The following is a 20437-nucleotide window of genomic DNA, read 5'->3' as shown; positions in this document are numbered from 1 at the left end:
GAATATGCCGTGTGCACCCGATCCGAACCAGCAGAATTCATCCGCACAAAGATCAATAAGGAGAACGGGGACGACATGTCTGAATCCGTTAACTTGCCCGCCCTCGGTGAGAGTGTCACCGAAGGAACCGTCACCCGCTGGCTCAAGCAGGTTGGTGACCGGGTGGAGATCGACGAGCCGTTGCTCGAGGTTTCAACCGACAAAGTAGACACCGAAATCCCTTCTCCGATCTCAGGCGTCATCGAAGAAATCCTCGTCGCTGAAGACGAGACGGCCGAAGTAGGCGCCCCCTTGGTCCGAATCGGCGACGGTTCCGGCTCCGCCGCTCCGGCAGCTGAGTCCGCACCGGCTGAGGAAGCTCCTGCCGCGCCCGCAGAGCAGGCAGCACCGGCCGAAGAGGCTCCTGCCGCACCCGCCGCTGAAGAAGCACCGGCGGCTGAAGCACCCGCTGCTTCAGGCGAAGGCCATGAAGTAACCCTCCCCGCATTGGGCGAGAGCGTCACCGAGGGTACTGTCACCCGCTGGCTCAAGGCTGTTGGCGATACCGTTGAGGTGGACGAACCCCTCCTCGAGGTTTCCACCGACAAGGTAGACACCGAAATTCCTTCTCCGGTTGCCGGCACCCTGCAGGAAATCCGCGTCAGCGAGGACGAAACAGCAGAGGTAGGCTCCGTGCTTGCCATCATCGGTTCCGGCGCAGCTGCTCCTGCATCGGCTCCCGCTCCGGCTGCAGCGCCTGCCGCCGAGGCTCCGGCTGCTCCCGCTGCTGCACCGGCACCCGCTGCTGCACCGGCACCCGCTGCCGCACCCGCGGCTCCGGCAGCTGCACCCGCACCCGCCGAGGCTCCAGCTGCGCCTGCGGCTGAAGGGTCCTCGGAGTCCGGATACGTCACTCCCCTGGTCCGTAAGCTTGCCAACCAGCACGGTGTAGACATCTCATCGGTCTCCGGCACCGGTGTCGGTGGCCGCATCCGCAAGCAGGATGTTCTGGCTGCTGCGGAAGCAAAGCAGGCAGCCGCAGCCCCCGCTGCAGCTGCTCCGGCTGCAGCTCCCGCAGCCAAGGCCGCTGCCCCCGTGGTCGCATCCTCCCTGCGTGGAACCACCGAGAAGGCCCCTCGCATCCGGCAGGTCATTGCACGCCGCATGCGCGAGTCCCTTGAGGTCTCCACTCAGCTGACCCAGGTGCACGAGGTCGACATGACCAAGATTGCCAAGCTCCGCCTCAAGGCCAAGAACTCGTTCCAGGCCCAGAACGGCGTCAAGCTGACCTTCCTCCCGTTCATCGCCAAGGCTGTAGCCGAAGCCTTGAAGCAGCACCCCAAGCTGAATGCTGCTTACGACGAAGCCAAGCAGGAAATCACGTACCACAACGCCGAGCACCTGGCGATCGCTGTGGATACCGACAAGGGCCTTCTGGTACCTGTCATTTCCGACGCCGGCAACCTGAACCTCGCCGGCTTGGCCAGCAAAATTGCCGATGTCGCAGGCCGTACCCGCGACGGCAAGATCGGCCCGGATGAGCTTTCCGGCGGCACGTTCAGCATCACCAACATCGGTTCCGTTGGTGCACTGTTTGATACCCCGATCATCAACCAGCCCCAGGTGGGCATCCTCGGAACCGGTGCCATCGTCAAGCGCGCCGTCGTGGTTGCCGACGAAAACGGCGACGACTCGATCGCTATCCGCTCCATGATGTACCTGTCCCTCACGTACGACCACCGCCTGGTGGACGGCGCGGATGCCGGCCGCTTCCTGCAGACCCTCAAGGCTCGCCTTGAAGAAGGCGCTTTCGAAGCAGACCTCGGTCTCTAAGAGCCTGCGTCTCTAAGCACGCCTTCAAAAGCAGAAGGGCAGGTTACCGGGAAACCGGTAACCTGCCCTTCTGCTTTGCCTGCCCGCTGGCGTCCAGGTACGTCATGGTGTCAGCGTGGCTTTGCTACGGGACGTAGAACCAACTGGATAAGCTTGGGCCATGAGTATTCTCTTCAACATTTTGGTGTTCTTGCACATCGTCGGCGCAGCCATGATCGTGGGCTACTGGATCGCCACCCTCAAGGAGCCAACCGTCCACCCCCGCCAGCGTGACGGCGCCTTCCTCCAGCTCCTCACGGGCATTGCCATGATGGGTGTGTTCCCCTTGCTGCCCGACGCCGATCCCAACTATTTCAAGCTCGGCGTGAAGTTCGCCATCGGTGTGGCAGTAGCCGTTCTGGCAGTTATCGGCACACGTAAGGTGAAGAAAGGCGAGCCGGTCTCTACCGGCCTGGCCCACGGCGTTGGTGGCCTGGCTTTGATCAACATCGCCATCGCGACCCTCTGGAACTAACGCGACCCTCTGGAACTAATCCGGGCAGGCGATCACTCCTGGGCTATGCAAAACTCATTCCCCTCGGGATCCTGCATTACGTCCCAATGGAAGTCGCCGACATCTTGCCCCTCGACGAAAGTAGCCCCCAGCCTCTCAGCCTTGCGCCGCAGCGCTGAGGGGTCGGCGTCGTGAAGGTCCAAGTGCAGGCGGCGCCTCCCTTCAGTGGGTGTGGCGACCTGTTGAAAGGCCAACTGGGGAAGGCCCGGCTCAGCTGGCCGAAGCCAGATGAAACCTTCGTGTTCCGCTGCCACGGGCATGTCCAGCAGCTCGGACCAGAAGGCTGACAGTCGGGCGGCATCAGTTGCGTTTACCATGATGGACGCAATTCTGGGTCCCTGGTTGCGCTTGGCAGGCACAAGTTCTTCAGTATCCATTTCGCCAGTGTAGGGTCACAATCCACTGTCAGCGGAATGGCCGTGCGGTCCGGCAGGCAAATCCATAGGATTGATCCCGATGGCACCTGCCGACGGCTGGTTGCCGACTCACAACGACCCAAGGAGTGGACATGGCAGCAACACGCACCGCACACACGGTTTGGAACGGCAACCTGATTGAAGGCGCCGGCAACACTACGCTGGACAGTTCAGGACTGGGCACGTTCGATGTCACCTGGAAAGCACGCACCGAGCAGTCCGGCGGCAAAACCAGCCCCGAAGAGCTGATTGCCGCTGCCCACTCCGCTTGCTTCTCCATGGCTTTCAGCCACGCTCTTGCCGGCGAAGGATTCACGGCTGAAGAAGTTCAGACCAAAGCTGACGTTACCTTCGTTCCCGGCACAGGCATCACTGGCAGCCACCTGACCATGACCGCTAAGGTTCCGGGCCTGTCCGAAGAGGACTTCCGCCGTATCTCGGAAGATGCAAAAACGGGCTGCCCCGTTTCCGGCGCTCTAGCCAGCATCGAGATCACCTTGGATGCCACCCTCGCGCAGTAACACCACCTTCAAAACGCAGAAGAGCCCCGCCACTCCCTGAGGAAGTGGCGGGGCTCTTCTGTACTTTCCTGCGTATTTAGCCCTTTTGGGGACGCGAGGGCAATGGGGCCGGCCGGACCTTGCGGTAGCCCTCGCGCATTGGAGGGCGATCGGTGGGCAGCTCCTGGATCATTTCCTTGAGCGCACCAATTCCGTACTCCAGCTGCGGGTCAGTCCCGGCTGCGTAGGCGTGCGGCGGGAACAGCACCTCGATGTCCGGCTCCACGCCACGGTTTTCCACGTCCCAACCGATCCCGCCACTGAACCATGTGGCGTATCGCGGCTGGGTGACTCCGGTGCCGTCAGCAAGCGAAAAACGATTGTCGATGCCCACCACGCCACCCCAGGTGCGCGTCCCGATGACGGGGCCAATGCCCCTCAGCTTGGACACTTGGGTAATGATGTCGCCATCGGATCCCGCGAATTCATCCGCGAGGATGATGACGGGTCCACGTGGTGCGTGGTGCGGGTATGTCCGCGGCTTTTCACCGCGCGGCATGCTCCAACCTGTGACCTTGCGCCCGATCAGTTCGGCAACCAACTGGGATGTGTGTCCGCCGCGGTTGCGCCGCACATCCACAATCAGGCCGTCCAAGGCAGTCTCCGTATCCAAGTCGCGGTGAAGCTGCGCCCAGCCGTTGGCCATCATGTCCGGGACATGCAGGTAACCGAATTTGCCGTCCGAGGCCTCACGGACTGTACGCCGGTTGGCCCGGACCCAGTCCTGGTACCGCAGCCGCTCCTCATCGCGGACAGGAACCACGGCAACGCGCCGCTGGACACCCGCAGCGTCGCCATGGCCGTCGCCGTTCAAGAGGGTGAGCTCCACGGTCCTGCCTGCAGATCCCACCAGTTGCATTGCCGGCGTCAAGACCGCGGAAAGCTCGACGCCGTCGATCGCCAGGAGCACGTCACCCACCTTGGCGTCCGCGCCTGGACGGGTCAAGGGTGAAGTAGCCAGCGGATCGGAAGACTCACCTGCAAGGATCCGGGTAATTTCCCAACCGTTGGTGCCGAGCTGGAACTCAGCTCCAAGCCTGCCCTGGCCGTTTCGTCCGGGCTCCGCAACAGCGGCCGGCTTGACGTAGGCATGCGACGTTCCCAGCTCGCCGTGGATTTCCCACAGCAGGTCAACCAGGTCATCGTGGGAACCAAGCCGGTCCACGATGGGACGGTAGCGCTTGTAGACAGAGTCCCAATCCTGGCCTGCCATGTCGGCGGTCCAGAAGAAGTCCCGCTGCAGCCTCCAGGCCTCGTCGAATGCCTGGCCCCAAGCGGCCACGGGGTCCAAGATGACCCGGACCCTGTTGAGCTCCACCTGCACGAGGTCCGCGGAGTCCTCCTCCACCTTGTTGTCAGCGGGAACGGACGTGATTTGCTTGTCGTGCACGTAGATGATGCGGCTAAGGTCACCCGACAAGCGGTAGCTGTTCACTGCCTTGACGAGCGTGGCCTGCTTGCGCTTGGCAAGGTCATACCGGACCAAGGACGGCGCCGTTTTCTTGTCCTGAAGGGTGCCTCGCCCATCGCCCATGACACCGGAAAGCTCAGTATCGAGCCACAACAGTGCACCGTCACCAACAGCCAAGTCTGAGTAGTTCCCCTGAGGTACGGGGACAGCGATAACCCTGTGGGCAAGTCCCTCCGGGTCAACGCGCACGGCTGGCGCTTCGCCGTCGTCGGACTTTTTCGCGGCGGGTGAGGCGTCCTCCAGCGCGTCTACGGAAGGGCCAAACGGCGAGGGCGTGTCCGCTGCCAAAGCAACCAGGTACGGCTTGATGGGGCTCGGGAAGGACAGGTCGAACGAGTGACCGTCGTAGACGGGGTCGAAGCTCCTGTTGGACAGGAACGCCAGGAATTTTCCGTCAGGGGTGAACTTCGGGGACTCGTCGCAGAAGCGGCCGTCGGTCACATCGATGATTCCTGACTCAGGCTCTGCCGGGCGGGCGATCCTCAGCTTGCTCCGCGAACCGAAGGACGTTACCGGCTCGGACCAGACAAGCCACTGGGAGTCGCTGGACCACGCCAGTTCGTCGATGCTGCCTTCACCGACGCTGACAAGCCGCGTCAGCTTGCCGGCCGTGGTGTCCGCAACGAAGACATCGCCGAAAGACGTGCCGACGGCAAGCCAGCGGCCATCCGGGCTGACTTCCAGAGCACTCGTCCGGGTAGGGGCGGGAAATTCAAGGCGGAGATCCGCTGATTCTTCCGCCGATGCGGAAACCGCGGTTGTCGTTGTGCCTCCCGCGGTGTCTGCGGATGGCTCACCGTTGACCGGCTCCACCGTTGTTGTCCGGGCTTGGTCTTCGGACGCCCGTGTGACATTGGTACCCGCCTGCGCGGAAGCGGTTCCCTGTCCCAGCACATTCGACGCCGAGACCGGCTTGGGAAGCGGAGCTGATTCTTCGGTAGCTGCGGCGGGTTGTTCAACAACAATTTTGGGAATCTCCACCACGGCCGACAGGCGGGCGGCGATGCGCTTGATATACAGCGCTTCCACTCCCCCATGATCGGCGACGTAAGCTATGCGGCCGTCAGTAAGTGGCCGGGGCAGGCGGGCGCGGACGCCTGGTGTCGCCTCAACCACACGGGAAGGTCCGTCCTTGTGCCGGAGCCAGTGGATGGTGCCATGCGATTCCACTGCACTGGCCGTGCCGGTGACGTTGGGGAAGACATCCCCCAAGTGGGCGGAAGCCTTGAGCGGTGCGGGGCGACGGCCCGGTGATGCCGACCCAAGCGTGATGTTCAATTTGACGGGCTCAACATCCGCGTCCAGTGACGGGAGCATCCAGATCTCGCCGGCCGACTCAAAGACCACCCGGGTGCCGTCCGTGCTTGCGTGCCGGACGTAGAAGTCCTCGTGGTCCGTATGCCGGCGCAGTCCGGAACCATCAGGAAGCACGGAATAAAGGTTTCCGTAGCCCTCGTGGTCCGACAGGAAGGCAATTCGTCCTTGAATCCACAATGGGTCGGTGAGGTTTCCGTCGATCTCCGCCACCAGCCGCTCGAACTCCCCGTTGCCGTCGGCATCGATCCAGAGCTTCCCGGCGGTGCCTCCGCGGTAGCGCTTCCACCAGGCGGGCTCACGTGAGAGGACGCTTGCCAGGACTACCGGCTTCTCGTCACCGATTTCTGGCCCAAAAGCAACAGCCTCAACCGGGCCGAACGGAAGTTCGACGGCGGCGCCGCCGTCCAGCGGGAGGCTGTAAGCGTGCGTGTGACGGCTTTCGGCTTGTTGGAACGCGCTCGTTACCACCACGTTCCCTGATGGCGTGAAGCCTTTGACCTTAGTGGTGCTATGCCCGAAGTAACTCAGCTGCCTGTACCCGCCGCCGTCGACGTTGGCTGTGACCACCTCCGGTGACGTGCCCACAACAGTGGTCCACACCAGCGTCTTGCCGTCCGGTGTGAACCGTGGGTTCCTTGCCGGCAGTTGCTGGGAGGATACCCGCCAGGCGCGGCCTCCTGAAAGGGGTGCGATCCAGATGTCGTCTTCGGCCACAAAGGTGACCAGATCGCCGTGCACATGCGGGAAACGGAGGTAGCTGGAGGAGGTCATTGTTCGATCATAGTCAAGAGGCACCCTTCAGTTGCGGCATCCGCTGTCGTTTCCACCACAAGCGTTCGCCATGGTGAGATGGGTCATGAGAATCGTGATGTCCGGAGCTTCGGGAATGATCGGGACGGCCCTGTCCGAGCAGCTGGTTGCTGACGGTAATGAGGTCATCCGGCTGGTGCGGCGCCCAGCCGGGTCAGCGCTTGAATGGACGTGGGACCCAGCCAAGGGTGAGCTGGATGAGGCTGTCCTGGACGGTGCAGACGCCGTGGTTAACCTCTCGGGCGCAGGCATAGGCGACCGTCCGTGGACAAAACGCCGGATCCAGGTCCTCACGGAATCCCGTCTCCGGACCACTCAAACCCTGACCGCCGCCATGCGACGACTTGGCAAACCGCCCGCAACATTCATCAGCCAATCCGCTTCCGGCTACTACGGCGCCTCACGCGATGGGGCGTTGAGGGAGGATTCCGGGCCCGGCGACGGCGTGTTAGGCCGCCTGACCATTGAGTGGGAGCGCATGGCACGGACTGCTCCGGCCGGCGTTCGGGTGGTGACGCCCCGGACAGGCGTCGTGCTCAGCACCTCCGGTGGTGCGCTCGGGCCGCTGTTCCCCTTGTTGAAGCTCGGTCTGGGTGGACCTTTTGGGAACGGCCGCCAGTATTGGCCGTGGATCACTTTGGCCGACGAAGCCAGGGCCCTCGCGTACCTCCTTAAAGCACAAATTGACGGTGCGGTGAATGTCTGCGCCCCGGAGAGCGCGGATGTGAACACGATAGTCGCGGGCCTCGCCAAAGCATTCAACCGGCCGGCCTTCTTCCGTGTACCCCGACCCGCCCTGCGACTGGTTCTCGGTGGCCTTGCCGATGAACTCGTGATGGCCAACCAGCGAATGGTGCCCGCGAGGTTACAGGAGGCCGGCTTCCACTGGCTGCACCCGTCCCTCCCCGATGCCATGGCATGGCTGCGCCAGGAAAAGGCCCGCTGAAGATGTGCTTGGCTTCAGCGGCACCCTTACCCGGCCGGACCGGCGTCGAGAATTCCGGAAATCCGCCACCGCCCGTCCGAACGAACCAGGTCCAGCCGAAGCTGCTGCGGTGTCCCGGCGGCTCCGGTCCTGACAACTGCCCCTGACACCAGGCGTTCCTCATAGCCGGACGTGGCGGCAGTAACCTCCACCAGCACATGATCGGACTGAGCGGGTCCTTCCACGGTCAGGGCTGTCAACGCTGTATGGAGTCCAACAAACGCCGTTCCAGCGTCCCGCAGGTAATCGCTTACCTGTTTGTCGGTCGCTTCGGCCTGCGAACCAGGCGCGTTGACCAAATCCAAAAGGTCAAGTCGCCGTTCTCCCAAGGCGATGTCACGCACGGCGGACAGTGCGGACACGGCCACTAAGGGATCCTCTGATTGGAGCCCGGTGGCGAGTGCAGCCGGCAGATCCTGTGCGTCCGTTTGATCCAGGCCGTGTGGGGCTTCCGCCGCCTCACCGGGGTCGGCAACGCCGCTTTCCATCGCCGCTTGCTGCACCATCGCCGTCGTCGTGCTGTTCTGCTGCCAAAGAATCCATGATGCAGCGCCAATCAGTACGCCCGTCACTGCCAAAAGAACCAACCGGCGGCCAAGCCCACCGCCGGGCCTGCGGCTCCGGCGATGCCCAGGCTCCGCTGTTGGCAGCGCCCGCCCGCGCGTGAACGGCAGCAATCTCCACCAGATCTTCAACCAGCGGGTAGTCCGGCTTAAGGAACGGGTTGCGCGCCGCGGTGAACGTCCCAATATCTCGCGCCGGGTCAGCAATTCAGGAATAACGGAGGAATGCACGGCACCTGATAAATCCAGGGCTTCGGGAGCAGCACTCCTGAAGATCGCAGTGCCTAGCTCCTTGGCCGACGGACGCTTCCGAGGATCTGCGCTTAGAGCAGCTTCCAAGGCTGCGGCCAGGGCTTTGGGAACCTCCGGGACCAGCAATGACAGGGGTGGACGATCCTGTTCCTGCTCCGGCGTGGTCCCGGTCAGGCAGTACCAGCCGACCGCGCCGAGGGCATAGACGTCCCGCTGCGGTTGGATGGTGTCCCGGGAAATATCGCCGTTCACTGGCGATTCAGATCCTGGCTCCATGAATCCGGGCGTTCCGACGCCCAGGTCGTGTGGTTTGTCGCCTACCTTGGCGGCGACGCCAAAGTCCGCCAGCAATGGCATCCCGACGGCTGTAAACAAGACGTTTCCGGGTGACACATCTCCGTGTTCCGTGCCGTTGGCGTGCAGATAGTCCAATGCCTGGGCAATGGGAGTCAGGATCGTCACGGCCTCTCCGACCGTGAGCTTCCCCCTCGCGGACATCAGGTTGGCCAGCGAACCTCCCGCTGCATAATCCATGACGATCCCCAATGTTCCCTCAGCCGCGCCTCCCATGTGGAGGATTTCGTGAACACGTATGAGGTGCTTGTGCTTGAGTTGGGAGAGGAGCCTCATCTCACGGTTTGCGTCCGCAAGAACTTCGGCTCGTGACGTTGCCAGGCCGCCAGCGGCACCGGCTTTGGCACATTTGACCGCGAACCGGGCACCGTCCTTCTCCCTCGTGGCAAGCCAAACGGTAGAACTACTGCCCTGGCCCAGTGGGCGGGCTATTACGTAGCCCGGAATGTGGGGAGCCACGGCTGCGATAGTGTCCAGAGTTTCCATAAACAAGGTGTACCCGACTGCCGGATTTTCCGCAGAAGTTATCCACAGGCAGTGTCATGACCGCTCCCCGCTTCAACGGGTCGGGATGCGACTGAGAGCTTCACCACAAAACCATGGCCAGTCTCCTGCTGGGTCTAAGCTTGAACCCATGACTCTTGAGTTTTCACAACTGGGTCTTGCCCCGGATTTCGTAGATTACATGCAGGGCTGGGACCTGCAGCGCGAAATCCACAACAAAGTTGTTGCGGGCGAGAAGAACAGCACCGTCTTGGTCCTTGAGCACGCCGCCGTCTACACGGCCGGCAAACTCACGGAGGACCACGAGCGACCCTTTGACGGCACTCCCGTTGTTCCCGTGGACCGCGGCGGGAAACTGACGTGGCATGGCCCAGGGCAACTCATCGCCTATCCGATCCTCAAACTCAAGAACCGTGCCGGTATCCGCGACTACGTGGAACGGCTTGAGGCCATCATGATCGCCGTCATGCAGGACTACGGCATCAAGGCCGTCACCGTGAAGGGCCGGGCCGGAGTCTGGATCCTTGCCGATGACAAAGGACCCGACCGTAAGATTGCCGCGATCGGCATTCGGGTCCTGGACGGCGTAACCATGCACGGCGTGGCCATCAACTGCAGCAATGACCTCGCGCCCTATGCGCAGATCATCGCCTGTGGCATCACCGACGCCAGCGTCACCACCATGTCGCTGGAAACCGGCCGGACCATCAACCCCGCCGACATCGTTGACCGCTTCGTTGAAGAATTCAGCAAGCACGAAGAAGCACTCGTTTCCACACCCGAAGGAGCACTCCAGTGACCTTGGCACCTGAAGGCCGTAAGTTGCTGCGCGTTGAGCAGCGTAACTCGGCGGTCCCGGTTGAACGTAAGCCTGAGTGGATCAAGGCCAAGGTCCAGATGGGGCCGGAGTTCGTCCAGCTCAAGAACCTGGTGAAGAAGGAAGGCCTGCACACTGTGTGTGAAGAGGCCGGTTGCCCGAACATTTTTGAGTGCTGGGAAGACAAGGAAGCGACGTTCCTGATCGGCGGGTCCGAGTGCACCCGGCGCTGTGATTTCTGCCAGATCGATACCGGCAAACCTTCCCCGGTGGACATGTTCGAACCCACCAAGGTGGCCCGGAGCGTGCAGGCGATGCAGTTGCGCTACGCGACCGTGACCGGGGTGGCCCGTGATGACCTGGCCGATGAGGGTGTGTGGTTGTACGCCGAAACGGTCCGGAAGATCCATGAACTGAACCCGGGCACCGGGGTGGAGTTGCTGATCCCTGATTTCTCCGGCAAGCCTGAGCACATCGCGGCGATCTGTGTTTCAAAGCCGGAAGTGTTCGCGCACAACGTCGAGACCGTGCCGAGGATTTTCAAGCGGATCCGTCCGGCGTTTCGGTACGAGCGGTCCCTGGATGTCATCACCCAGGGCCGGGACCTTGGCATGGTGACCAAGTCCAACCTGATCCTGGGCATGGGCGAGACCCGCGAGGAAATCTCCGAAGCGCTGCGGGATCTGCACGCTGCCGGGTGTGACCTGATCACGATCACCCAGTACCTGCGCCCGTCCGAGCGGCACTTGCCGGTGGACCGGTGGGTCAAGCCGCAGGAATTCGTGGACCTCCAGCACGAGGCCGAAGAAATCGGGTTCCTTGGGGTCATGTCCGGCCCGTTGGTGCGCTCCTCGTACCGGGCAGGGCGTTTGTGGGCCACCGCGATGCGGAAGAAGGGCTGGGAAATCCCGGCCGCCCTGGCCCACATCGAGTCCTCCGGCACCACCCGCCAGGAAGCCTCCACCATCCTCGCCGCCCACGGCTAAGCACCACGCACAGCATCACCAGGAAGCACTACCAATCAGTACTGAAGGACCGGATGCCACCTGCGTAACGGCGTCCGGTCCTTCTGCGTACATCACGTAGAATTAAGGCACTATGGCGAACTCCTCTGATTCCAGCAATTCGACCCCCTCGGCCGACGCACCCAAGCGTGGGCTGTTCCAGCGCAAGCCCAAGGAAGCCAAGGCCAAGAAGCCGAGCCAGCTGAAGCAGATCGCTGAAGTCTTCAAGATGACCCGGCGAAATGATCCACAGGTTGTCTGGATCATGGTGCTGGCATTCCTTGCAGTGGTTGCCGTGGCCTTCCTCATTGGCTTCTTGCTGGAGAACTGGGTTACCGGCCTGATCATTGGTATCCCGCTTGGCCTGCTAGCCGCCGTCTTCATTCTTTCCCGCAGAGCTGAGAAAGCCGCCTTCGCGCAAATCGAGAACCAGCCTGGCGCTTCCGGCGCAGCGCTTGGTACGCTCCGCCGCGGTTGGGTGACCCAGGATCAGCCTGTTGCCGTCAACCCCCGCACCCAGGACGCTGTGTTCATGGCCATTGGCCGCCCCGGCGTCGTTCTGGTCAGTGAAGGTCCCACGCACCGCGTCAAGCCTTTGGTGGACGCCGAGCGCAAGCGCCTCGCGCGCATCCTGCCCAACGTAACCATCCACGTTCTGGAATCCGGTCGCGGCGAGGGTCAGGTGCCCCTGAATAAATTGGCCAAGACCATGGGCAAGCTGAAGAATGAACTCACCAAGGTGGAGGTCAATGCGGTTTCCAAGCGCATCAACTCCCTTGGAAACCGTCTGCCGATCCCCAAGGGCATCGATCCCTACAAGGCCCGCCCGGACCGCAAGGCCGCACGCGGACGCTGATCCCGAAGAGAAAACCGCCCCTGTCGCTTGTTGGAGACAGGGGCGGTTTTTCGTTTGATGGCGCGAAGGCAGAGAAAGTTCTCAGTGTGAAGGCAACTACATCCTGATGAGGATGGTGTTCATCGCCTTGTCGTGCAGGCCTCGCTGGTCGGGATCGAAGACGACCGCAGGGATGACAAGGCACAGTAGGAAGGTCCGCACTACGGCGGCCAACGGACCAGCGGGTCCGCCACCCAGCCGAACCACGTGGATTCCGGCAATCCTGTGACCGATGCTGTAACCCAACGTGCCGATCAGCAGAATCTGTTCCACGGCAAAAATGGCCAACGTTGCCCAAGGGTTGCCACCGAAGGCAAAATTGCTGATCACGAGGGCGATGGTCCAGTCCACCATGATGCCCAGGATGCGCCTTCCGGCGCGTGCCATGGAACCTGGCCCGGATTCGGGCAACCCGAGCCGTTCACCAGGATATTTGGAGATTCCGGAAGTGTCCGGCCCGCTCAGCCAAGAGCCAATGTCTTTACGATCTACCACCCTCCAAGCCTAACGGCTGGCATGCCTGGCGACCGACCGCAGGCGGATCGATCTTGGCCGCTTAGCGCCCGGATCTCCGCTCCGGTGTTCGCCCACCGGACCGACATGGACCGGACACCGGGAAGCCGACTACCGTTTACACAACAGATGATTCTGTAACCTGCCGGAAACAATACCGACACCCCCGGGAAATCCCATCTCCCTATGGTGGTATGAGTTGCCAGCCACCATGGCACGGGGAACTTTTTGTGTCTCCGGACCCTTGGAATGGGCTGCACCACGCGGCCTTCCGGGCCTGTTACTTGATATGCATAAGGAGCATAGATGTTCAAGACTGCGGACGAAGTCCTCAAGTTCATCAAAGACGAAGACGTCAAATTCGTCGATATCCGCTTCACCGACCTCCCTGGTGTCCAGCAGCACTTCAACGTGCCGGCCAAGAGTGTCGACCTCGATTTCTTCGTCCACGGCCAGCTCTTCGACGGATCTTCCATCCGCGGCTTCCAGGGCATCGCCGAGTCCGACATGCAGCTCATCCCGGATGTGACCTCGGCCTTCATCGACACGTTCCGCATCGAGAAGACGCTTGCGCTGAACTTCTCCATCGTGAACCCCCGCACGGGTGACCCCTACCACCGCGACCCCCGCGGCGTGGCAGAGAAGGCTGAAGCGTACCTGGCATCCACCGGCATCGCAGACACCGCATTCTTCGCTCCCGAAGCCGAGTTCTTCGTCTTCGACAACGTCCAGTACGAGTCCTCCCCGCAGGGCAGCTTCTACAAGATCGACTCTGAGGAAGCACACTGGAACACCGGCCGCAAAGAAGAGGGCGGAAACCTCGGTTACAAGACCCCCGTCAAGGGCGGTTACTTCCCGGTGTCCCCCACCGACAAGCAGGCCGACCTGCGCGATGCCATGTGCATCGAACTGGACAAGGCCGGCCTTGAGGTCGAGCGCTCCCACCACGAAGTTGGGTCCGCCGGCCAGGCTGAGATCAACTACAAGTTCACCACGCTGACCGCGGCTGCTGATGACCTGCAGAAGTTCAAATACATCATCAAGAACACCGCAGATGCCTGGGGCAAGTCCGTTACCTTCATGCCGAAGCCTGTCTTCGGTGACAACGGCTCGGGCATGCACTGCCACCAGTCGCTGTGGAGCAACGGCGACCCCCTGTTCTATGACGAGAAGGGCTACGCAGGCCTCTCCGACACCGCCCGCTGGTACATCGGCGGCCTGCTGAAGCACTCTTCGGCAGTCCTGGCCTTCACCAACCCGACGGTCAACTCCTACCGCCGCCTGGTCAAGGGCTTCGAAGCTCCCGTGAACATGGTCTACTCGCAGGGCAACCGCTCCGCCGGTATCCGTATCCCGATCACGGGCACCAACCCGAAGGCCAAGCGCATCGAGTTCCGCGCTCCGGACCCCTCGTCCAACCCGTACCTGGCGTTCGCGGCCCAGCTGATGGCCGGCATCGACGGCATCCGCAACCGCATTGAACCCCCGGCTCCCATCGACAAGGACCTCTACGAGCTCCCGGCCGAGGAAGCCAAGGACATCCCCAAGGCTCCGGGCTCCCTGGAAGAAGCTCTTGAGGCCCTGCGCGAGGACAACGAGTTCCTGCAGGCCGGCGGCGTCTTCACCCAGGACCTCATCGACACTTGGATCGACTACAAGTACGAGAACGAGATCCGTCCGCTGTCGCTGCGCCCGAACCCGTACGAGTTCGAGCTCTACTACGGCGTCTAATACCGACACGTAACAAAGAGGCCAGCCTCAGTCCGTTCAGACTGAGGCTGGCCTCTTTCGTGCGGGTGCGAACTACTCAGACTTGCTTTGGTCGCGGTCCCTGAGGTTCTTGGTAATCTCATCCAGCTTGTCCTTGACGAAGCTGGCGGCCTCCGAAATACCCTTTTCTGCGCTGCCCAACGGGTCCAGCTGAAGGTACACGTCCTTATCGATGGGCAGGTCGTATTCGTCCTTCAGATGAGTGCCACCTGCAACCCCCTCGAGGGACAGGTAAACAAGGGCCTCGGTCCTTGCTATGCCCGCGATAGTACCGAAGACGACCGTGAAGTCATTGGGCTGAAAGCTCACAGAATGGCCCACGTGACGCCGGTCCAGTTCTCCGGCAGGAATGGCCTTCTCGGACGGATTTCCGTTGTATTCCATGTACTTCCCCTATGCGTTGAGATCAGATACATAAGAAGTCTATAAGGATACTTAGAGTATTGGTTGGCAGATGCCGCCAAGGCCGTCACCGAACGGGCGGCCCGCTACTGCTTTCCGTATTTTTTGTGCACTGCCTGCTTGCTCACGCCCAGGCACAGCGCAATCGCTTCCCACGACAAGCCGGATTGCCGGGCAGCCCGCACCAGAGAGGCCTCCGTTCGGCCTACTTCCCTCTGCAACTCCGCAACGGCGTAAAGCGCCTCGGCCGGGCCCATGCTGTCCATAGATCCCACCAGTGTTTTCATCCGATCCACCTCCATGGCGTCAACAATAGTTGACGCCACGGAGGCCGTCAACCTTAATTGACGTCAGGGTCCTGATGGGCGCTGGTGCTGCGGTCGATCGAAAGCCTTGTACATGGTCCGCTGCGGACCCGCATTCCCGCCCAGATAGCGCCCCGAGTCTACGAATCCCGCTTTCGAGTAGGCCGCCAGCCCTGCCGGATTGCGTTCGTTAACGGAAAGCACGACGCCGGCCTGCCCGCCACCCAGCCTGGCCGTCAACTTGCGCGCTTCCTCCACTGCGGCACGCGCCGCCAAGGTACCGAGGCCGCGCCCCTGGCTTCCCGAGTCGATAAGGAACCCTCTCAACAACCACACCGACCCGTCATCCGGCCAGCCCGCGAGCTTGGCAGCGCCGGACTGAAGGGTCAACACACCAACAGCAACTCCCCCTGACTCAATGACGTAAGGGAGCCGTGATTCTTCTTCCAAGGAAATCAGCATCATGCGTAAGGGATCCCCAACGAACTCCCGCTGTTTGGCTTCAACGGCCAACTCCGCGACCGCGCCAAGCTGAATGGCGCGGGCGTCGTCGTCGAGCATTTTGAGGGGAATGAGCCAGATATCACCTCGCTCATGACGATCACCGTCGACCAATAGTTCTTCTTCTGATTCATATTCGGGCATTTTCGGAATCTCCCACGCCTCAGTTGCCGTAGAACTCTTTCTCAAAAACGCCCCTGGCACGACGACTAAGCCGCAGGTAGTCCTCTTCGAAGTGCCCCGCGTTCCCGGGTTTATATCCACACCAGCGGGCCACAGCCTCAAGGTCTTTCCTCGATGATGGAAGGAGATCCGAGGCACGTCCGGTGACGATGACGTTTGCGGAGCGGATGCGGCTGGCGAGCCGCCAGGCCTCCCTCAGGAGGGCAGCGTCGTCTTCGGCGATTAATTCCAACTTCTCCGCAGCGGCCAGGGCATCCAGAGTTGACGTGGTCCGAAGCTCGGGATGTTCTCCGGCATGCTGGAGTTGAATGAGCTGAACCAACCATTCAACGTCACTCAAGCCGCCCCGGCCAAGCTTGACGTGCCGGGCCGGGTCCGCACCACGAGGCAGGCGCTCCGACTCCACCCGGGCCTTAACACGGCGAATTTCCCGGACATCCTGCTCCGCAAGTTGCTCCGGGTAGCGGATGGGATCAATGAGACGTACAAAGTCTGCGGCAAGCTCGTCTGACCCGGCCATCGGGCGGGCTCGCAGAAGCGCCTGCGCCTCCCAAATCAGCGACCATCGTCGGTAGTACTCCGCATACGATTCCAGGGACCGCACCATGGCACCGTTTTTGCCCTCCGGCCGGAGGTCGGCGTCCACCATTAGCACTCGTTCGGCCATGATCGCAGGCTTGAGCGGCTGGGTGAGGAAGCTGGACACCTTGGCGACTATCGCCGTCGCCTGCTCTTGCGCCTCAGCATCGGTGAACCCGGGGCGGGCGCGGTGCACATAGATGACGTCCGCGTCCGAGCCGTAGCCGATCTCGCGACCACCCTGCCGCCCCATTGCCACCACCAGCACATCAGTTTTCAATGGGCCCGCCGAGGCCACCACGGACTCCGCTACGTGCAGCGCCCCGAGAACCGCGGCCCGGTCCGTCTCGGCCAGAGCCAGTCCGACGGCATCCTGGTCCAGTAATCCAGCGCTATCCCCGATCGCGGTGCGCAGGATCTCACGACGCCGGATCAGCCGGATCAGCCTCATGGCACTCTCGGGATCCGCATGGCGGGAAAGCTTGGACCGGATTTCCTGCCACTGGGCTTCGAAGGGAACCGGCGCCAGTTCCTTGTCGCTGCCCAACCAGGCAACGGACTCCGGAGACACTTCCAACAAGTCCGAAATCAGCCGCGAATTAGCCAGGACCTGGCAGAGTCGCTCCGCTGCCGCTTGGGAGTCCCGGAGCAGCCCCAAATACCAGTGGGTGGTTCCCAGGGCTTCGCTGACCCTACGGAAGGCCAGCAGTCCGGCGTCGGGATCCACTCCCTCGGCGAGCCACCCCAAGAGGATCGGCAGGAGCTGCCTCTGCAGTGCGGCTCGCCGGCTGACACCCGCCGTGAGCGCTTCGATATGCCGCATGGCGCCTTGGGGATCAAGATAACCAAGTGCGGCGAGGCGACCCTGGGCGGCCTCCGGGCTGAGCTTCGCATCTTCGCTGCTCAGCTTCGCTGCGGTATTGAGCAGCGGCCGGTAGAAGATCCGCTCGTGCAGCTCACGGACGGATTTCTTGGTCTTTTGCCAGGTGGCCATCAGTTGGTCAGGGTGTGGCCGCTCCAGCGCGAACGGACCGAGGACGGCCTTGGCGAGGAAGCGCTGGGCGTCCTCAGTGACAGGCATAAGGTGGGTCCTACGCAACTGGAAAAGCTGAATTCTGTGTTCCAACAGGCGCAGGTAGCGGTAGGCGTTGTCGAAGGCCGCTGCGTCCGTGCGACCGATATAGCCGCCCGCAGACAATGCCGCAATGGCAGAAGTGGTGTCCCGGCACCTGAGTGACTCGTCAGACTTTCCATGCACCAGTTGCAGCAACTGGACCGTGAATTCAACGTCACGGAGCCCGCCGCGACCCAGCTTGATTTGGCGCTGTTCCTCGGCGGCCGGGATATAGTCGGTCACCCTGCGGCGCATGGCTTGGACCGACTCCACGAAACCCTCGCGTCCCGCGGATGCCCAGACAAGTGGTTCCACGGCCTTCTCGTAGCGTTGGCCCAGTTCCCGGTCGCCGGCAATGGTCCTTGCCTTCAGCAGCGCCTGGAATTCCCAGCTTTCGGCCCATCGGGCGTAGTAGCTCAAATGTGAGGGGAGGGTACGAACCAGGGGTCCGGATTTACCCTCCGGACGGAGATTGGCATCAACTTCCCACAACCCGGGTTCGGGCGCCGAGGAAGAGATCGCCCTGGAAATGCCGGAGGCGAGGGCCGTGCCGATGGTGGAGGCACGGGCGTCGTCCAACTCCCCTGCTTCGATGACATAGATGACATCGACATCGGAAATGTAGTTCAGCTCCCGGGCGCCACACTTACCCATGCCAATGACGGCAAGCCCAACATGGGAAATTTCCGCAGCGTCGAACTGGGCTGCCGCTTCGGCCCGGGAGACCGCCAGGGCGGCCTCAATGGCAGCACCGGCGAGATCGGCCAGCTCGGCACCGACCGCGGGCATGAAGTCTGTTGGGGATGCCGCGCAGATGTCCTTGATGGCGAGCTCGGTTAAACCTCGGCGGTAGGCGCTCCGCAAGGCCGCGTAGGCCGGCAGTCCGGTGATTCCGGCCACCGGTCGTTGAGCGCCCGGTTCGGCTTTCACGGAGCGAAGCAGCAATGCCCGCAGCTCTTCGTTGGAAGCTTGGACCGGCTCCGGGCTGACCCGGACATTGAAGACATCCAGATGCTCCGGTCGTCGCATGAGAAACTCCCCCAAGGCCTCCGAGGCACCCAGAAGCCGGTACATGGGCTCGCTGGTGTCCGGGTCAGCCGCGGCCAGCTTCTTCAGCCCCGGGTTCTTCTCAATGAGCCGGACCAGTGACTGGAGAGCTGTGTCCGGGCTCGCCGACAAGGACAGCCCGGCGAACAGTGCGTCCTCGTCGATCCCCTCAAGTTCCGGAGCAGCAAGAAACCGTTCGCCCTTTTCGAGGTCACTGAATCCGGCTGAGATGAGCCGACGCGCAAGGCTCATTGGCCCGGCCTAGAGAATGCCGAGATTGCGCTGCAACTCATACGGGGTGACCTGGAGGCGGTAGTCCTGCCACTCTGCACGCTTGTTGCGCAGGAAGTGCTCGAACACCTGCTCCCCCAGGATCTGGGCCACCAGTTCGGATTCCTCCATGGCCCGGATGGCATCGTGGAGGCTTGCCGGCAACGGCGCATGTCCCATTGCCCTGCGCTCCGCAGTGGTCAATGACCACACGTCGTCTTCGGCGGCGGCCGGAAGTTCGTAGCCTTCCTCGATGCCCTTCAAGCCGGCACCGAGCAGCACGGCGTAGGCCAGGTAGGGATTGGTTGCGCTGTCGATGCCGCGGTACTCGATGCGTGCCGACTGGCCCTTACCGGGCTTGTACAGCGGGACTCGTACCAATGCTGAGCGGTTGTTGTGGCCCCAGCTCAAGTAGCTCGGGGCCTCTCCGCCGCCCCAGAGGCGCTTGTATGAGTTGACAAACTGGTTGGTGACGGCCGTGAACTCAGGAGCGTGCTTGAGGATTCCGGCAATGAACTGCCGCGCCGTCTTGGACAGCTGGAACTCCGCTCCGGCTTCGAAGAACGCGTTGGTGTCGCCTTCGAAAAGCGAGAAGTGGGTATGCATGCCCGAACCGGGGTGGTCCGTGAACGGCTTGGGCATGAACGTGGCGTAGGTGCCCTGCTGAAGGGCGACTTCCTTGATGACCGTGCGGAACGTCATGATGTTATCCGCGGTCTGGAGGGCATCGGCGTAACGGAGGTCAATCTCGTTTTGGCCCGGACCGCCCTCGTGATGGCTGAACTCCACCGAGATGCCGACCGATTCGAGCATGGTCACGGCGGTGCGGCGGAAGTCCTGCGCTACTCCGCCCGGTACGTGGTCAAAGTAGCCACCTTCGTCCACAGGAACCGGAGCCCCGTCCGGGCCCAGTTCCTTCGACTTCAACAGGTAGAACTCGATCTCGGGATGGGTGTAGCAGGTGAAGCCCATGTCCGCGGCCTTCGCGAGGGTCCTCTTGAGGACGTTGCGGGGGTCCGCGGCAGACGGTTCACCATCCGGAGTGAGGACGTCACAGAACATGCGGGACGTCTGCTCGGTCTCGCCACGCCACGGCAGGATCTGGAACGTGGAGGGGTCCGGTTGCGCGAGCATGTCCGACTCGAACACACGGGCAAGGCCCTCGATGGCCGAACCGTCAAAGCCAAGGCCCTCTTCAAAGGCGCCCTCAACTTCGGCCGGCGCCAGCGCCACCGATTTCAGGGAACCCACGACGTCGGTGAACCACAAGCGTACGAAGCGCACGTCACGCTCTTCGATCGTCCGCAGAACGAACTCTTGCTGGCGGTCCATAGGGCCTCTTTTCCGATTCAGTGTCCATGCCGCTGGTTTCAATGGATTGAAGCCACGACAGCTCAGCCTTCACTCTACTAAGAGTTCCGTGCTAATGCCGCAGCAGTA

General features: G+C 62.3%; 17 protein-coding genes. 8 read left to right on the top strand and 9 right to left on the bottom strand.

Translation table 11 applies throughout. From position 1 onward, the window contains the following. The first annotated feature begins 75 nt into the window (after positions 1 to 75). Both sucB and KCX59_RS09070 read left to right on the top strand, forming a co-directional pair. On the top strand, positions 76 to 1812 hold the full coding sequence (sucB, locus tag KCX59_RS09075; protein ID WP_179017366.1) for a 2-oxoglutarate dehydrogenase, E2 component, dihydrolipoamide succinyltransferase: 1737 nt from the start codon (positions 76 to 78) through the stop codon (positions 1810 to 1812). A 160-nt stretch (positions 1813 to 1972) separates the two neighbouring features. Next, positions 1973 to 2326 (top strand): hypothetical protein, encoded by a 354-nt coding sequence (locus KCX59_RS09070; RefSeq protein WP_178995552.1) that lies wholly within the window; start codon positions 1973 to 1975, stop codon positions 2324 to 2326. 32 nt (positions 2327 to 2358) lie between these two features. On the opposite strand, the gene KCX59_RS09065 is transcribed toward KCX59_RS09070, so the two are convergent. Beyond that, entirely contained in the window at positions 2359 to 2742 is a 384-nt protein-coding gene (locus KCX59_RS09065; RefSeq protein WP_178995554.1) for a VOC family protein, read from the bottom strand. 131 nt (positions 2743 to 2873) lie between these two features. Here KCX59_RS09065 and KCX59_RS09060 point away from each other — a divergent pair, with 131 nt between their 5' ends. After that, positions 2874 to 3302, top strand: coding sequence for an OsmC family protein (locus KCX59_RS09060; protein ID WP_026005506.1), 429 nt, complete (start codon positions 2874 to 2876; stop codon positions 3300 to 3302). A 76-nt stretch (positions 3303 to 3378) separates the two neighbouring features. On the opposite strand, the gene KCX59_RS09055 is transcribed toward KCX59_RS09060, so the two are convergent. Next, positions 3379 to 6900, bottom strand: a complete 3522-nt coding sequence (locus KCX59_RS09055) for a S41 family peptidase (protein WP_179017367.1) — start codon at positions 6898 to 6900, stop codon at positions 3379 to 3381. Between the two features lie 85 nt (positions 6901 to 6985). Between KCX59_RS09055 and KCX59_RS09050 the strand changes: the two genes are divergently transcribed. Continuing rightward, entirely contained in the window at positions 6986 to 7885 is a 900-nt protein-coding gene (locus KCX59_RS09050) for a TIGR01777 family oxidoreductase (RefSeq protein ID WP_178995558.1), read from the top strand. A gap of 26 nt (positions 7886 to 7911) precedes the next feature. Here KCX59_RS09050 and KCX59_RS09045 read toward each other — a convergent pair whose 3' ends face one another. Beyond that, positions 7912 to 9579 (bottom strand): serine/threonine protein kinase, encoded by a 1668-nt coding sequence (locus tag KCX59_RS09045; RefSeq protein ID WP_179017368.1) that lies wholly within the window; start codon positions 9577 to 9579, stop codon positions 7912 to 7914. A gap of 148 nt (positions 9580 to 9727) precedes the next feature. On the opposite strand from KCX59_RS09045, the gene lipB reads away from it, so the two are divergent. The 3 genes from lipB (at position 9728) to KCX59_RS09030 (ending at position 12274) form a co-directional block, all read left to right on the top strand. Continuing rightward, positions 9728 to 10396 carry a lipoyl(octanoyl) transferase LipB gene (gene lipB / locus KCX59_RS09040; RefSeq protein ID WP_178995561.1) on the top strand — a complete coding sequence of 223 codons (669 nt, stop codon included), beginning with the start codon at positions 9728 to 9730 and terminating at the stop codon, positions 10394 to 10396. After that, positions 10393 to 11400: a lipoyl synthase gene (gene lipA / locus KCX59_RS09035; protein WP_179017369.1), complete on the top strand. Its 1008-nt coding sequence runs from the start codon at positions 10393 to 10395 to the stop codon at positions 11398 to 11400. Before lipB ends, lipA begins: the two co-directional genes overlap by 4 nt. A 112-nt stretch (positions 11401 to 11512) precedes the next feature. Continuing rightward, the gene (locus KCX59_RS09030; RefSeq protein WP_017200871.1) at positions 11513 to 12274 is read left to right on the top strand and encodes a DUF4191 domain-containing protein; all 762 of its coding nucleotides are present in this window, start codon (positions 11513 to 11515) and stop codon (positions 12272 to 12274) included. A 96-nt stretch (positions 12275 to 12370) separates the two neighbouring features. On the opposite strand, the gene KCX59_RS09025 is transcribed toward KCX59_RS09030, so the two are convergent. Next, the gene (locus KCX59_RS09025) at positions 12371 to 12808 is read right to left on the bottom strand and encodes an RDD family protein (RefSeq protein WP_179017381.1); all 438 of its coding nucleotides are present in this window, start codon (positions 12806 to 12808) and stop codon (positions 12371 to 12373) included. Positions 12809 to 13132: 324 nt separating this feature from the next. Here KCX59_RS09025 and glnA (KCX59_RS09020) point away from each other — a divergent pair, with 324 nt between their 5' ends. Next, entirely contained in the window at positions 13133 to 14557 is a 1425-nt protein-coding gene (glnA, locus tag KCX59_RS09020; RefSeq protein ID WP_091466683.1) for a type I glutamate--ammonia ligase, read from the top strand. 72 nt (positions 14558 to 14629) lie between these two features. Here glnA (KCX59_RS09020) and KCX59_RS09015 read toward each other — a convergent pair whose 3' ends face one another. The 5 genes from KCX59_RS09015 to glnA (KCX59_RS08995) form a co-directional block, all read right to left on the bottom strand. Continuing rightward, positions 14630 to 14980 (bottom strand): hypothetical protein, encoded by a 351-nt coding sequence (locus KCX59_RS09015; RefSeq protein ID WP_178994930.1) that lies wholly within the window; start codon positions 14978 to 14980, stop codon positions 14630 to 14632. A gap of 104 nt (positions 14981 to 15084) precedes the next feature. Next, on the bottom strand, positions 15085 to 15300 hold the full coding sequence (locus KCX59_RS09010) for an AsnC family protein (RefSeq protein ID WP_178994934.1): 216 nt from the start codon (positions 15298 to 15300) through the stop codon (positions 15085 to 15087). A gap of 48 nt (positions 15301 to 15348) precedes the next feature. After that, the gene (locus KCX59_RS09005; RefSeq protein WP_179017382.1) at positions 15349 to 15948 is read right to left on the bottom strand and encodes a GNAT family N-acetyltransferase; all 600 of its coding nucleotides are present in this window, start codon (positions 15946 to 15948) and stop codon (positions 15349 to 15351) included. A gap of 19 nt (positions 15949 to 15967) precedes the next feature. After that, positions 15968 to 18979, bottom strand: a complete 3012-nt coding sequence (locus KCX59_RS09000) for a bifunctional [glutamine synthetase] adenylyltransferase/[glutamine synthetase]-adenylyl-L-tyrosine phosphorylase (RefSeq protein WP_179017383.1) — start codon at positions 18977 to 18979, stop codon at positions 15968 to 15970. A 9-nt stretch (positions 18980 to 18988) separates the two neighbouring features. Then, complete coding sequence (glnA, locus tag KCX59_RS08995; RefSeq protein WP_011774437.1) at positions 18989 to 20329, bottom strand: type I glutamate--ammonia ligase; 1341 nt, start codon at positions 20327 to 20329, stop codon at positions 18989 to 18991. Between the last annotated feature and the right edge of the window lie 108 nt (positions 20330 to 20437).

The sequence above is a fragment of the Paenarthrobacter nitroguajacolicus genome, assembly GCF_051027655.1.
Taxonomy (GTDB): Bacteria; Actinomycetota; Actinomycetes; order Actinomycetales; family Micrococcaceae; genus Arthrobacter; species Arthrobacter nitroguajacolicus.
The sequence above is the reverse complement of the archived record's forward strand: the minus strand, read 5'-3'. Positions and strand labels throughout refer to the sequence as shown.